Origin of the sequence: Halioglobus japonicus, assembly GCF_001983995.1 — a bacterium.
Taxonomy (GTDB): Bacteria; Pseudomonadota; Gammaproteobacteria; order Pseudomonadales; family Halieaceae; genus Halioglobus; species Halioglobus japonicus.
On record NZ_CP019450.1, the window covers coordinates 73,002 to 86,391 of the forward strand.

Below are 13,390 nucleotides of genomic sequence, written 5' to 3' on the forward strand. Positions count from 1 at the left end.
GGTTGCTAGACACCTAATAGCGTTAAAATGTAACTCTATTGGAGATGTTTATGACCAGCAAGCGATACACAGAAGAATTCAAGATTGAAGCGGTCAAGCAAGGCACGGACCGAGGCTATTCTGTCATCGAGGTCGCGGAACGATTGGGTATGACCACCCACAGTTTGTATGCGTGGAAGAGGCGATATGGAGAGCCCAATCCCCAACAGGCGAACTAGGTCGACGACCAGGCAGAGATTGCCAAGCTCAAGGCGGATCTTCGCCGAGTCACTGAAGAGCATGATATCCTTAAAAAGGCCGCCGCGTACTTTGCCAACGACCCCGGGTGAAGTACGCCTTTATCCTTGACCATCGTTCAGCCTCTTCTGTCAGAGCCATGTGTCGGATATTCAAATTGCACTTCAGTGGCTTTTACGCCTGGCCTGACAAGCCCCTGTCGAACCGGGCAATAGAGGACCAGCGTTTACTGAAGCTGATCAAGCAGTTCTATATTGCCAGCGAAGCGACGTACGGTAGTCCCGGGATTCATCGGGATATGCGCGAGACCGGACAAAGCTGCGGCGTTCATCGCGTTGCGAGGATTATGCGTGTGAACAAGATAAAGTCTCAAATCGGCTACAAGCGCTGTTATATCAAGCGTGGCAATCTGGCGAATGTTGCAGCCAATGTGCTGGATCGTAATTTTAATCCTGAAGAGCCCAATCGGGCATGGGTGAACGACATTACCTATGTTCGTACGTATAAAGGCTTTTTGTATGTGGCCACAGTGTTGGACCTATTCTCCGGTCGCATCTTGGGCTGGTCGATGGATGGAACCATGGATCTGCACCTGGTTATTCGGGCTTTGCTAATCGCGGTCTGGAAACGGCAGCCAAAGAGAACCGTATTGGTACACAGCGACCAGGGCAGCCAATATGACAATGCCGATTATCTTGCCTTTATGAAGGAGACTAATCTGGAGCCGTCGATGAGTCGTCGCGGGAATTGCCATGACAATGCCGTTGCTGAAAGCTTCTTCGCCACCTTCAAAAAACGTGTCACCCAAAGAGAAATCTACTCAACACGCGAGGAAGCCAAGGCGGAGATATTCAATTTTATCGAAATGTTCTACAGTCCAGTGAAGCGCCGCAGCCTCAGGGTGGTGTTTCGCCGGCTAAGTTTGAAGAGGCCTATTTCGCGGAGCTAGAAGGCGTCTAGTAAAGGCTGGGAAGTCCAAAGCTATGAAGTACTACTAATTTTCACTTTTCTGGATTGGCACTCTTCGCTCTCTGCATATCAAAACATTAGCTACACTTGCGTAAGTAAAGATATCACTCGCTACAAATGATTGTCTCTGCTTTTAAGAGTAAGGGAGTACTACACCGCTTTTTCTATCGACTCTAATACTTCAATCGCAGCTTCGACTACCAATTTCTCATCATATCTCTGCTCGACTAACTAGCTAGGTTCATCCTATTTTCAGCCAATCACTCAAACCCGTTTCCTCTAGCTCAACCAAGCGGGGCTTCGCAGACAGTCCTAGCGACTATCGAACACACCGCCGATTTCGTTGCCGCTACGCTCAACGCTCGCCCAAATTTCTAAGTACAGATACTAGAGAGCTCTCTTCTTTCCCAACAGCAATTTCGGGAGCAGAATTATTAGTCTTCGTCGATGGTAGCAGTCTGATCAATTCACGCTGGCAGACCTACACTCTGCAGATTAGAAGGGCATTCGATTGCACACAATGCGGCCGCGCACTCGGGCGCTGCAGTTCGAAATGCAATCAAATTTACGCAACTAGCCAGACGAAAAAACCGTTGCCGAGAGCAAACAGTGCTATCCATAATTTATCGTTCAGGACGCGCAATCCAAATAAAATGGAGATCTAAATTGACCTCACACAAATCATGCCACCTCGCCATAGGTAGATACTGTCTCGCTTAGCACGATCCTCTCATCAAACTCCATCAACGCTTTTCTACGTGCCGCAATCCCTAACCTTTGCCTCAGTGATGAATTATCGAGCAGATTTTTAATAGCAATAGCAAGCATCTGGGAGCTCTGAGGCTGCACCAAATATCCGTTAATTCCGTTTTCGACGACATGCCGACAGCCCGGTACATCTGTCGTGACCAGCGGTAAGCCACACGCAGAAGCTTCGATCAACCCTTTTGGCAGTCCTTCTCTGTAGCTGGGCAGTACCACCACATCCACAGAACAAAACAGCATAGGCATATCATCCACGTGACCAAGCCACTCCAGGATACCCTCGCCTACCCATTTCTCAATATCGCTTCTGGAGACCGAAGCGGGATTACCTGGATCAGGCTCACCGGCGAGCAAGAATACAGCTTGATAGCCGTCGGCTATAATTTCCCTTGCAGCAGACGCGTACTCAGCCAAGCCCTTGTCCCACAACAACCTGGCCGGAAGCAGAACTCTAGGTGGATTGTTGGTTCGAGATCTTTGATTGGGCTTGAACCTCTCACAGTCAACGCCTGACCCAGGGATAAGGCGAATTATCTCCTCTCTCACCAAGCGAGTTCGCACAAACATATCCACATCATCTGGATTCTGAAGAATCAACCTCGCTCGATCCCCGCCGAGTGCAAACCGCATCATCCCGCGCACCATAGGCCTTAGCACGCGAGCTTTTATATCGTTGCTAATAAAGACATATCCCAATCCCGCAACAGCATTGATTCGCGCGACATCACCGGCAAGTCTTGCAGCTAGTGATCCGTAAACTGCGCACTTGATTGTGAAACCGTGGATTAAAGTCACCCCTTCTAACTGGATCAATCTCTTCAGCCACCAAAGCAGCGCTAGTTCTCTTAGCGGGTTAAGGCTGGTTCTATCCATCGGAGCAGCGATCCATTCGTAGCCAAGTTCACGAAGTTTAGGACCATACTCTCCATTCGGCGAAACCAGGACAAGATCGAAGCCCTGTCGCTTGATCTCGGCTGCAAGCGATAATCTGAAGTTATATAAGTACCAATCCGTATTGGCAAAAAGCATGACTTTCACGAGTATTCACAAACCTCTAAAGCTGCGAAGTCTTAAACCACTATCCACCAGCATGCGCCTGAATTCTGGCGTTCGCATTACGGTCCATTCCTGAAGACTTACTTCACCAATTCGGGTTAGTGATCCTATATCCTGCAGATTGGTAGCCGGATGCACCATCAGTTCAACGACTCCACCAGGCTGCTCGCCTATCAGCGCTGCATAATCTCCTACAGTCACCAACGAAGGCCTTCTAGCAATATCAAAGACACTGCACAGAGCGTCATTCCACTTGAGCTTGCCATCCCAGCGCCGCGCATTCCAGCTGTTTGCGGAAGAGAGGATTCCACGTTTGGCGCGCTTCGGGAGCGACAATCGGTTGCTCGGACTGTGCGCAACCCAGGGCATCCTGATTGGCAGATACTTCGAGGCACAGAAGTTAGCGAGAACATCAAACACAAGTGGATAAACATGAAGGTGCTGATGACTGTCGATGTGCGTGGGCTTCAAGCCAAAGCTCAGCATGCGTTGATACTGCGACTCTAGTTCAAGACTTATTTGCTCCGCTTGCACACTCCTCGCCGCCAACCTCTTCAAGAGCTTAGATCTTGGATAGAAATACCCATCACTATCAACTAGACCATCTAACTCATTTGCAGGTGCAACAGCCTTCCCCAGCGTCAGGTTAAAATGCAATCCCACACCAAGATTCGGATTCTTCTCCGCGATAGTGACAGCGCTCAAGGTAGAATCCGCGTTGACCATTAGCGTTGTGCTGGTCAGCACTCCCAGCTCAAACAGCTCAACAATTGCGTCGTTTACACCATCGCACAGCCCAAAGTCATCTGCATTAATGATCAGTTCGCTCAAACTATTCTTCCGACGAATTTTCGAATAGAGACCAGGAACTCGGCAAAGACGGGCAATGGGTCGTCGAGCGAAAAAACTGGCCAGGAACGTCCGGCGACTCTACGGGTGCTGCTCACATCCGGGGGAGGTAACGCGAACCTTCGAGGCACTAGCATGTAGAAAATCTTGGAGTACATATCTTTGAGCAAGTAGCGCCAGACGACACCATTACGTTGAACCTCACCTGCATTAGAGTCAACCCCTACAAGTTCCTCAACCAACTTCTGTACTATGCGCTTACCTGCATCGTGGCTGATCTGAAACCACAGAGTTGGTCGTGGATTGATTTCGATGGCTTTCAGTCGGCCATCTCTTGGATCTCGTTTGAACTCTGCACCAAAGATTCCGGAATATCCAGCAGCGCGAACCAGCCGTTTCGAAAGCCTTGCAGTTTCCTCACACTCCTCACTTTCTACCAAAGACGCAGAGCCAAACCCCGGTGGATACTGACGCAGCTTCCGGGCGGTAAAGTACTCGGAAAGGTCTCCATCATCCGTGGCTATACCTGCCAAAAGTGTTATCCGTGATTCTTCGCCTGGCACCAGTTCTTGTAAGAACCAATCGCCAGACTCACTGGGAAACTTACTCATCAGCTCACGAGTTTCGGTAATGCTATTCACGACAAGAAGTTTTTCGCCGCGCAGAAAAGGCTTCGCCAGATGAATGAACACCGGCTTGAGAATACATGGGTACTTGATCTCGCTCTCAAACGCTGACACATCTGAATCTTTGGACAGCCGCCAAATCCTCGGCGCCTCAATATTGGCCCCAACGCACAGCTCTGAGAAAAGAGTCTTGTCAAGTAGGGCCAAAGCCGCCCGCTTGTATCCCGTGCTTACTAGAAACTCTTCGCTTAGCAACTCGAAGTTCTCGATTAAAAATTCAATGTAGTAATCACTGGTAGGAATCAATACCGGCTTCTCCTCGACAGACTTGGCAAAGTCGATCAACTTTGAAACCAACCGATCCCTTGACGATTCTATCCAACACTTACCGGCAGCTCTGATGAATCTCGACCATGATGCACAGGCGAATTCCTTGTCGACGCCAATTACATCTACACCAAAACCGCCCAGTTCCCTAAGGACGTACAAACCTGTAGGAGACATACCTAAGACGACGCCGTGCGGTAGAGAACCTTTCATTGCCAATCCATATTTATACAGAGCACTACACTAGTTCACGAACTCAGCCGTTACCAATAGAACAAAAAGGAGTCATATGGTACATAGCAAGTTCGTGCGTGACTTGACAATGAAAACCAGACAACGACATACAACAGAAAAACGCCTGCCGGAATAAGCTCGCTGAAACGTCTACCACCAAAGTGTACGCTCATAGCGTATGGCAAGGCTGCAAAAGTAAATAACTGCATCGGTGCGACGTAATAAATCAACCTGTGGACGACCACGGTGTTGACAAAGGCAATTGGGACAAGGAATAGAGATGCCAACGCCACAATTTCCATGAGGCTGTATTCCTTAGGAAAGTACTTTCGCATGCGTTTCCTATAGTTGAAGAACAGCAGGGAAATAATAATGATCAATCCAAGCCGAAGAAGTGCGCCAGCTGACTCCATCTCGCCATAGGTCTCCTCAAAGTATCTAGCCTGATAAACATCCAGACGATCAGACAAGAGATAAAGTGCCACCGGCATCAAGAGAAGCATTGCCAGTATCATCCTCCAGTAGGAAACAGTTCTGCCTACCATTAATGCCAAAGGGAGGAAGATGACCGCAGACTGATGAAACGTAGACGCGAGCAACACGTATGCCGCCACCTTGATGCGTGAGCCGTCGAAAAAAGCACCAAAAGCGCCCATTAGCAACGCCACTGCCAAGGCTTGTCTTACCCCTGACATTGACAACTGAATGACAAGGAGAGGAAACATTATGGCCAGCAGGAGCAAAGGCCGAGGGTGCCTGTATGAAAAACTAACCGCGAAATAGAAGAAGATTGCTGCACAGATCACGTTTAGCCAGACGTAGTCCAACCCGAGAGACTTGACAGTCTTGGTCAGAAGGAAGAATCCCGGCTCATTTAGCCCGGACCAAAAATCAGCGTTTACGTCGAAGTTACTCCACCGCAAAAAGTAGCCTGTGTAGTCACATCCGGTTTCGAAACGGAAACCTACAAACGCCACAAACAGGAAGAAAAGGGCAAATAACAACAGAACGTTCTGTCGACGAGAGCCCTTCATCAGACCGATAAGAGCTAGAGAAAAATAGATGGAGATATAGGTGTACAAGGTTCAGTCTGCCGCCTTAGCTTTGGTGATCTCTTCTTCGTCGCGGCGGAGAAGATCGGAAAAGAGGCGGTTCATTTGGCTGGCTTTATCTTCAATTGAGAAGTTCTCTATTACGTGATTTCTAGCTGAGGCCGACATTTTTTCCCGTTGGCCTGGGCTTTGCACTAGTTCAGCGATGGTTGAGTACCACTCCTCCTCGCTACTACACAAGCAACCTGTTTCTCCTTGAACTACCAACTCATTATTGTAGCCAATGGCCGAACAGATAGGTACAACACCGGCCGCCATGTAGGTTCTTGCCTTACCGCCCGATTTGCCAAGCGCCCAGTCCTCTGATGGCAGTGGCATTAAACCGATATCAATTTCCGCCAGGGCGTCTACCTCTCCGCTCAATGACCAATCTCTCAGCACCCATGGGACGCCGGGCATGGCGAACTCGCCCCCGCCAACCATCAGAAAATCTACATCACTGAACTCACTGGCAACTCTACGTAACGCGCCTTCAATTTCGAAAAGGTACTTGGATGTTGAAGGCGAGCCCAGCCAGCCGATGGTAACCTTAGCTCGGGACGCTCGATCCTCGGGAAGGATGTAGCGTGAAACATCTTCAGCAACCTCAATGGTTTCGGCGCGCCTAGCACCGTGTTTCTGGGCCGATTCCTGGAGCCACTTGTTGCCAGCGACCACACAATCCACAACCTTGAAAATATCTAGTGTCTTGGTGGGTGAGCGGAAAAACGTCGCAATGGAATTGTATCGACTGGGTTTCTTGATGAACAAAGCATCGTCATAGTCAAAGCAAAGTACGGCGCCTTTTTTCTTTAAGTAACGCTCTACGACTGCACCGCCCAAGGGAAACAGTTCCCGCTGCATGTATATGATGTCGTACTGCCGGTGCTTTGTCAGGACCGCGATTCGCTTCGCGATGGCAAGCAAAGTTAGGTAGATCTTCTGTACGGTGCGGCCTTTCGCGAGACTCAGATCGTACATTTTTCGGTCCATGAAGCTCTGCACTTCGCAGCTGACACCCAGTTCTTCCAGATAAGGGACGTACTGATAGACTCGATAGCGACTGCTCGCTCCCTCGACGGGGTATCGAGTCAGAAACAATACTCTCATAACAGGAAGACCATAGAACTACCGTTCATCCTCAAGACGCAGGTAGATTGAGGAGTATCCTTCCACACCGGATTGCAGAGAAAATTGCCGCTCTGCAGTTTCCCTGCACCTGACACCTAGTTCAGGGTCACTCGCAAGTTCAACGATAGATGCCAGAGCCGCAGACAATTCCTCGTCTGAAAACTCCTTGATGACAACCCCCGTTCCAGAGCTGAGTAAATCTGACTCAACGTCACCCACGCCAGCGTTTGCCAGCAATGGCTTTCCACAAGCCAGGAATTCTCCCAGCCTGGTTGGAGATGACGCTCGCTTCGACCAGGCCGGCTTGATGAAAGAAATTCCAGCTGTCATGCACGCAATGTGCTGCGAGACCTCCTGATAAGGAACCGATTTCAACTCGACTCTGGAGATATCAACGTCTTCAGATTCCAGGTGCCTGAGAATCTCGGTATGCCCCCTTTGTTCAGCACAAGAAATCGCGAATCTGGCAACTGATCAAACAGCCTCTTTACCGCTTTGGCAACCTGATCGAACATATACCAGCTACCCGCGGACCCCACGTAGCCCATCACAAAGCCACTTCCAGCACCCGGTCTGGTTTCTTCTACTGGCGAAAAAAGTTGCAAATTGGTGCAGGTCGGAATGACTGAAACCTTGAAATCTCGATCTTTAAGATAGTCAAACTTGGTAAGCTCCGTTACACCCGAGCGAGTGAGTGAAACCACATAGTCGGTGCCCAGCAGCAGGGTCCTCTCCAGCCTTTTGAACAAACGGTAGCGCAGGGACGCTTTCGTCCACACGCCACCATCCACCCTCTCATCAGGCCAGAACCCGCGCATATCAAAAATGTGACGTGTACCGGTCAGCCTCTTAACTGCCAGCCCCATAAGGCCGGCAAGATAACTGCGGCAATGCACAACGTAAATTTCATGTCGTCTGGCCAGTTGCGTTCCTGCAAATATTCCCACGAGAAGATCGTAGAACGTGGCCGGTAGGTTTGGGCGGCGATGATAATGACGGTAGTGCCATTCCACCCCGGCATCACTACAAGTCCGCTTTAATTCAGATAGCTTCTGCTCATCTTTCAGGGCCTCCGGCTTTTCAAAAGTCAGGATCACCATCTTATGTTTTTTGCTCAGCCCAATAACGTACTGAAGGACCTGGGATTCGCCCAATGGATCCAAAATACCTGTGTAGGATATATACAGTACGCTTGGTTTCATCTCTGCCATTCAGGTTCGCTGCACATTTCACTGTGCATGCTGCAATTGCTCTTGATAAACATCGATATACTGATCGGCAATCATGCCCAGCGAAAAAGCAGCTTCAGCCCTCTCTCTGGCGGCAAGGCCAATCCGCTGCATCAGTTCAGGGCTGTTCACAAGCTCCAGCAGGATCGAGGCTAACTCTTCGCTATCTCCTGCAGGAAACAGCACTCCGCTCTCACCATCTATTATTACTTCCTTTAGTCCGCCCACATCTGACGCAACGACCGGTTTCGACAGCGCCATCGCCTCCAGCGCCGTAAGCCCGAAACCTTCCGACAGTGAAGGAACGACTACAATATTGGCACTGTGAACCGACTCTAGCAGAGCTGCATGATCCAGATTGCCAGTTACCGTTACAAGTGCTCCCAAGCCCAAAGAGGTGATTCTCTCTTCAATATCGTCCTTTAACGGCCCCCGCCCGCCAAGCTAATGCGAAAGGGAGGCAACTCTTGCGCAATTGTAGCGATCGCAGAAAGGAATACTTGATGCCCCTTTTCATGTACCAAGCGGCCCGGCAAAACAATGTGTAACAGTGCATCTCCTTGTTCGCTGCCGATTCGAATCGCTCTATCGACCATAGCGAGATCAATGGGATTGTGAATCACGCGAATGCCGTCCAAACCCAGCGCCTGAGAGTAGTGGTAGGATACGACACCACTGACCGCTAGACATTGATCCATACCGCCGGGATATATCAGAGATGCCAGTTTCTTCTTCAGTGAAAGTCCGACTCCGGCCTTGTTAACGCCCTCTGCGTACGCCAAGTTGTGGAACGTCGTTACTGTGCGCACCCTGGCAAGTCGAAAAGAGCGCACCAACGATGAACATATTGCGGGGAAATAAAGGTGAGCGTGCAATATGTCCACATCCAACTCATCACACAACGTCGCTATATCCCTGGCACTAGCGAACAAATTCCACTTATGTCTGGCGGGAAGCCTGATCACTGGAACTCCAGCTTCTTCGAGCACTACTTGCAGTTCGTAGGGCGCCCTCATAACTGCTACTGTGAAGCTGTGCCCGCGTTTGGCAAGTTCAGGCAAAATAGTTACCAGAAGGCGTTCAGCACCTCCAACGCCCAACGTGTCGATGACATGAAGTACCCTCATCAGTCTTCAAGACTCATGAGCTAGAAGAAGTAATCTCACGAATGACCACCGCAGGATTACCCGCCGCCACTACTTCGGAAGGAATGTCCTTCGTCACCACAGAATTAGCACCAATCACGGCGTTGTCTCCTATGGAGACACCCTTGGTAACAGTAACTTTAGCTCCGCACCAAACATTGTTTCCGATGACTATGGGCGCTGTCGCGAATCCCGACCTCGCTGTTACCAATCCGGGGCCGAATATATGGTCCTGATCCCGAATCGTGACATGCTCTACAATGAGCACGTTGTCACCGATGAGCACGCTTTGTCTGGCGCAGACGTGTGTACCCGCACCAACATGCGTATGGCTCCCTATTACCAATTCGCCCTCCTTGACACAATGGTAGCGAATCGATCTATCGAACATCCCGCGCCGATTTCCGCGTGACCTCCGTCAGTAACTTGTACGCGTGCACCAGAAGCTAAACGCATATCTGAAGGGAATCTTGACCTCGGGTATATGAGTTTTAATTTCAGAAGCGCACAGGCTCCGCGGAAAGAATCCGCCAGTTTGAACACCCTTCTGAGCAAAGCTCGCAGTATTGTCACTTCACTGACTTACAGCCACGGCGTCGTTGCACCGCTGCTTGAGACCTCGGGAATTTTGGAACAACCCTCACTTCACGGCTCCATGGTCGCCTGGAGCACCAACGGATAAACCTTTCACGCCTGCTCCTGAGAGTAACCACCATACTGATAGTACCCGCCGTTAGCGAAGTATTGGTCAGCACGCCGGCTGTCAAATTGATTCAAGACGACGCCATTTAAAGACTTATTGACAGTTAGCAACCCACCAATGCCTTTCTTGATGGCCCCGGCGTGGGTGGAACCTGCCTTCACAACATACACCACAGCGTCGGCATACGCTGCGAGCACCAGCGCATCACTCACCGCCTGTACAGGCGCTGAATCAATCAAAATTCTGTCGAATTGCCCTTTTAGTGAAGACAAGGCGTTTTCAAACTTCTTTGAACTGATCATTTCCAGTGGATTGGGCGGAATAACCCCAGCGGGCATAGCCCAGATACCAGAGTCTTCAAGTTCTGAAATGCACTCTTCCAGTTCTGCCGTACCCGAGACATAGTGGCTCAGCCCAAGATGCCCGGGCTCCAGGCCGCATTTCTGGGCAAGACTGGGCCTGCGGAGGTCGGCACCGATGATCAATATGCGCTCCATCTGGGCAAGTGCCGCCCCCAGGTTCAAAACGAGCGTCGACTTACCTTCGCCCGGCACTGTTGAGGTTACGAGAATAATTTTCTCCGGCTCATCAAGCTCGGACAGCAACACACCGGTTCGTATCGTACGTATGGCCTCCGCGTAGCGGCCCTGAGGCTCGTGCCAATAGGCAGGGAATGTGCTTTCTCCCTTGGTCTTTTCGAGCGGCAGAGTGCCCAATAGAGGCACGCCAAGCTCATTCTGGACATCATCGGGCTGCTTAATCGTGTAGTCGATAAGCTCTATGACCGCCGCGACTGCCGCACCCAACACTAGGCCCAAAACTGCCGCAATAACCGCGGCGCGTTTTACATTAGGGCTGTGAGGACTCGCTGGTACTCTCGCTCGATCAACTATACGCGCATGAGGTTTTTCAAATCCACCACCCTCGCTGACCCCGCGGATCCGGGTGAAGAAGAGATCATATAGCTGACGATTTGTCTCAACATCGCGCTCCAATTCCTGGAGGTCGAACTCGACGCGATTGAACTCCTGAAGCTCTTTCTTCCGGGACTCCCAATTGACTTGCAATTGCTGCTCGTTCCGCAGCGCTATTTCATACTCTAGGCTGATACCCGAAATAACCTTCCGCACCTCTCGACGCAAGTCCTCGGTTGCAACCTGAAGGTCTGATCTAGCAGAAATCATTACCGGGTGTTTGGGGCCGTACCGCATGCTCAGCTCGGCTACACGGCGCTCTGCCTCACTCTGGCTTCGCTTCAGGCCTCCAATCAGCGGATGCTTTAACACCGCTGGCAAGGCCATCAACTCTTCGGTGCTTGCACCGGGCATGTTTTGAATATCCGCTTTGATGTTCTGCGCTTCAATTCTCGACCTTCGGGCATCTTCCAAGCGCTGAGACAGTCCGGCCAACTCATTGCCACCGAGGTTGGTCTCACCATCAATGTGGACCAGACCCTCCATCTGCCTGAAGTCATGTAACGCTTGTTCCGAGTCTCGGAGGTTCTTCTTCAATACGCTCAAGCGCTCAGAAAGCCACCCTGTGGCTTGCAGTGTTCCCTCGACACGGGCCTCAAGATTAGCCGCGATAAACTCTTCAGCCATGGCATTAACGATATCTGCTGCCAACCGGGGGCTGGTGGAGTTAAAGCTCAGATGCGCCATATGGGTGTAATCGACTTGCTCCACAACAAGACCACCGGCCACATAGCCTGTAAGTTGATCGATCAAGCGCTTCTCGCGCTCTGCAGGACTCAGCTGAACCGGCGGCGACTGCTCACGTGCGGGAAGCAATGACTGCAAAGAGAAACCAGATTGCTTTTTCTCCCCGGGTTGAAATTCGGGACGCTTGTGCAATTCAAGATTCCTGACTACACGTTCAGCGATACTCCGGCTCTTCAGTATCTCGAACTGTGTCGTGTAGTAATCGTATGCGCGATAGCTGCTTGAATATATATCCTCAACGCCAACCAGATTCGCTTCGCGACTCTCGAGCAGCAACGTCGCAGAGGCCCGGTAAACGGGCTCGATCGTGGAAACATACATTGCCGTTATCAAACCGAAAAGTATCGAGAGCCCGACAATTCCCCATTTGTAGCGGAATACCGCTCTCCATACTTTCTTGAGATCAATCAGGTCGTCTTCAGATGTCTCAGGCGAGGTTTGGATCACTGCAACCTGGGCTTGCTGCCGGGCCAGTTCCTCTGAGCCAAGACTAGAACGCTGATTCATCAGAAAAATGTGCTCTGAACAGTAATGATGTCGCCTGGCTCTATCCGATAATCCAAGCCTACCTTCTGTTCCTTGCGCTCTGGGTCACTTTCAGCAATGAGTACAAACTGTTTTTTATTGGCTCGTTCTGTAAAGCCACCTGCAAGTGCAACGGCTTTGCGGAGCGTGAGGCCGGGCTGAAAGTCTACCCCCCCTGGGGCATTAACTTCGCCATTAACGAAAAAGGGACGGTAACTCACCACACTCACCGAGATTCTAGGGTCTACTAGATAATCGGGCTTCAGCCCGGTGACCAGACGCTGCTGCACTTCAGAAGCGGTTTGGCCGCTGACCTTCATCTCACCGAGGAATGGGTAAGTGATACGGCCGTTTTGGCCGACCAGGAGATCCTCGAAGGTCAGGTCTTGCTCGCCATAGACGTGGATTCGGATAGTGTCACCGGCGGACAGAGTATATGCGTCTTGGGCTTGTATGGTACCGACCCATACTAGTAACAGTGTTGTTAGTAGTTTTGTGACGTACTGCATTATTGGATAGCTACTGGCGAATTCTGACGTCAGTTTACTGGATTCCGAAATCTCGGACCACCGACTTCACGGGAATAACTATGAGCGGGGCGGAGCTTTATAGCTAGTTCCTGGTAGTTTTTGGATTGTTGGCGGTACCCTACTGCAGCTTCTGGGTTGAAGGTGAAATACGCGAGCCACTCATAGGTGCGCGCCGCCAAGACATGGTAGTCGGCGTTCTGGGGATACTGGTTCACCAGGTTAGCGATGCCAGCTGCGGTCGCTTCGCGCGTG

General features: G+C 50.7%; 13 protein-coding genes and 1 pseudogene. 2 read left to right on the plus strand and 12 right to left on the minus strand.

Annotation, left to right across the window (positions count from 1 at the left end; genetic code table 11):
• The first annotated feature begins 50 nt into the window (after positions 1-50).
• Positions 51-1,197: pseudogene (locus tag BST95_RS00375) on the plus strand (IS3 family transposase).
• A 690-nt stretch (positions 1,198-1,887) separates the two neighbouring features.
• Here the strand turns inward: BST95_RS00375 and BST95_RS00380 are convergent.
• From BST95_RS00380 to BST95_RS20790, 10 genes are all read right to left on the minus strand, one after another.
• Complete coding sequence (locus BST95_RS00380; protein ID WP_229801908.1) at positions 1,888-3,000, minus strand: glycosyltransferase family 4 protein; 1,113 nt, start codon at positions 2,998-3,000, stop codon at positions 1,888-1,890.
• A gap of 15 nt (positions 3,001-3,015) precedes the next feature.
• Positions 3,016-3,858 carry a carbohydrate deacetylase gene (locus BST95_RS00385; RefSeq protein ID WP_169843802.1) on the minus strand — a complete coding sequence of 281 codons (843 nt, stop codon included), beginning with the start codon at positions 3,856-3,858 and terminating at the stop codon, positions 3,016-3,018.
• The gene (locus BST95_RS00390) at positions 3,855-5,042 is read right to left on the minus strand and encodes a carboxylate--amine ligase (protein ID WP_084197700.1); all 1,188 of its coding nucleotides are present in this window, start codon (positions 5,040-5,042) and stop codon (positions 3,855-3,857) included. Before BST95_RS00390 ends, BST95_RS00385 begins: the two co-directional genes overlap by 4 nt.
• Before the next feature lie 50 nt (positions 5,043-5,092).
• Positions 5,093-6,145 (minus strand): EpsG family protein, encoded by a 1,053-nt coding sequence (locus tag BST95_RS00395; RefSeq protein WP_084197701.1) that lies wholly within the window; start codon positions 6,143-6,145, stop codon positions 5,093-5,095.
• 3 nt (positions 6,146-6,148) lie between these two features.
• On the minus strand, positions 6,149-7,147 hold the full coding sequence (locus BST95_RS00400) for a glycosyltransferase (RefSeq protein ID WP_180962054.1): 999 nt from the start codon (positions 7,145-7,147) through the stop codon (positions 6,149-6,151).
• Positions 7,148-7,282: 135 nt separating this feature from the next.
• Positions 7,283-7,522, minus strand: coding sequence for a glycosyltransferase (locus BST95_RS00405; RefSeq protein WP_084197703.1), 240 nt, complete (start codon positions 7,520-7,522; stop codon positions 7,283-7,285).
• 134 nt (positions 7,523-7,656) lie between these two features.
• Positions 7,657-8,496, minus strand: coding sequence for a glycosyltransferase (locus tag BST95_RS00410; RefSeq protein WP_084197704.1), 840 nt, complete (start codon positions 8,494-8,496; stop codon positions 7,657-7,659).
• Positions 8,497-8,514: 18 nt separating this feature from the next.
• Positions 8,515-8,901 carry a glycosyltransferase gene (locus tag BST95_RS00415; RefSeq protein WP_240500238.1) on the minus strand — a complete coding sequence of 129 codons (387 nt, stop codon included), beginning with the start codon at positions 8,899-8,901 and terminating at the stop codon, positions 8,515-8,517.
• Positions 8,902-8,936: 35 nt separating this feature from the next.
• On the minus strand, positions 8,937-9,641 hold the full coding sequence (locus BST95_RS00420; RefSeq protein ID WP_084197706.1) for a glycosyltransferase: 705 nt from the start codon (positions 9,639-9,641) through the stop codon (positions 8,937-8,939).
• Between the two features lie 13 nt (positions 9,642-9,654).
• The gene (locus tag BST95_RS20790; RefSeq protein WP_084197707.1) at positions 9,655-10,050 is read right to left on the minus strand and encodes an acyltransferase; all 396 of its coding nucleotides are present in this window, start codon (positions 10,048-10,050) and stop codon (positions 9,655-9,657) included.
• Positions 10,051-10,194: 144 nt separating this feature from the next.
• On the opposite strand from BST95_RS20790, the gene BST95_RS19485 reads away from it, so the two are divergent.
• Complete coding sequence (locus BST95_RS19485; protein WP_157114431.1) at positions 10,195-10,341, plus strand: hypothetical protein; 147 nt, start codon at positions 10,195-10,197, stop codon at positions 10,339-10,341.
• Positions 10,342-10,346: 5 nt separating this feature from the next.
• Here BST95_RS19485 and BST95_RS00430 read toward each other — a convergent pair whose 3' ends face one another.
• A complete protein-coding gene (locus BST95_RS00430) occupies positions 10,347-12,590 on the minus strand; it encodes a GumC family protein (RefSeq protein WP_084197708.1) in 2,244 nt (747 codons plus the stop codon).
• A complete protein-coding gene (locus tag BST95_RS00435; RefSeq protein ID WP_066059445.1) occupies positions 12,590-13,117 on the minus strand; it encodes a polysaccharide biosynthesis/export family protein in 528 nt (175 codons plus the stop codon). The genes BST95_RS00430 and BST95_RS00435 overlap by 1 nt, the downstream gene beginning before the upstream one ends.
• Positions 13,118-13,390: the final 273 nt, after the last annotated feature.

Coding starts and splice junctions, on each gene's coding strand:
- BST95_RS00380 (WP_229801908.1), bottom strand. CDS start 3,000: ATGCTTTTTGCCAATACGGATTGGTACTTATATAACTTCAGATTATCG.
- BST95_RS00390 (WP_084197700.1), bottom strand. CDS start 5,042: ATGAAAGGTTCTCTACCGCACGGCGTCGTCTTAGGTATGTCTCCTACA.
- BST95_RS00400 (WP_180962054.1), bottom strand. CDS start 7,147: ATGGACCGAAAAATGTACGATCTGAGTCTCGCGAAAGGCCGCACCGTA.
- BST95_RS00410 (WP_084197704.1), bottom strand. CDS start 8,496: ATGGCAGAGATGAAACCAAGCGTACTGTATATATCCTACACAGGTATT.
- BST95_RS00420 (WP_084197706.1), bottom strand. CDS start 9,641: ATGAGGGTACTTCATGTCATCGACACGTTGGGCGTTGGAGGTGCTGAA.
- BST95_RS20790 (WP_084197707.1), bottom strand. CDS start 10,050: ATGTTCGATAGATCGATTCGCTACCATTGTGTCAAGGAGGGCGAATTG.
- BST95_RS00430 (WP_084197708.1), bottom strand. CDS start 12,590: ATGAATCAGCGTTCTAGTCTTGGCTCAGAGGAACTGGCCCGGCAGCAA.
- BST95_RS00435 (WP_066059445.1), bottom strand. CDS start 13,117: ATGCAGTACGTCACAAAACTACTAACAACACTGTTACTAGTATGGGTC.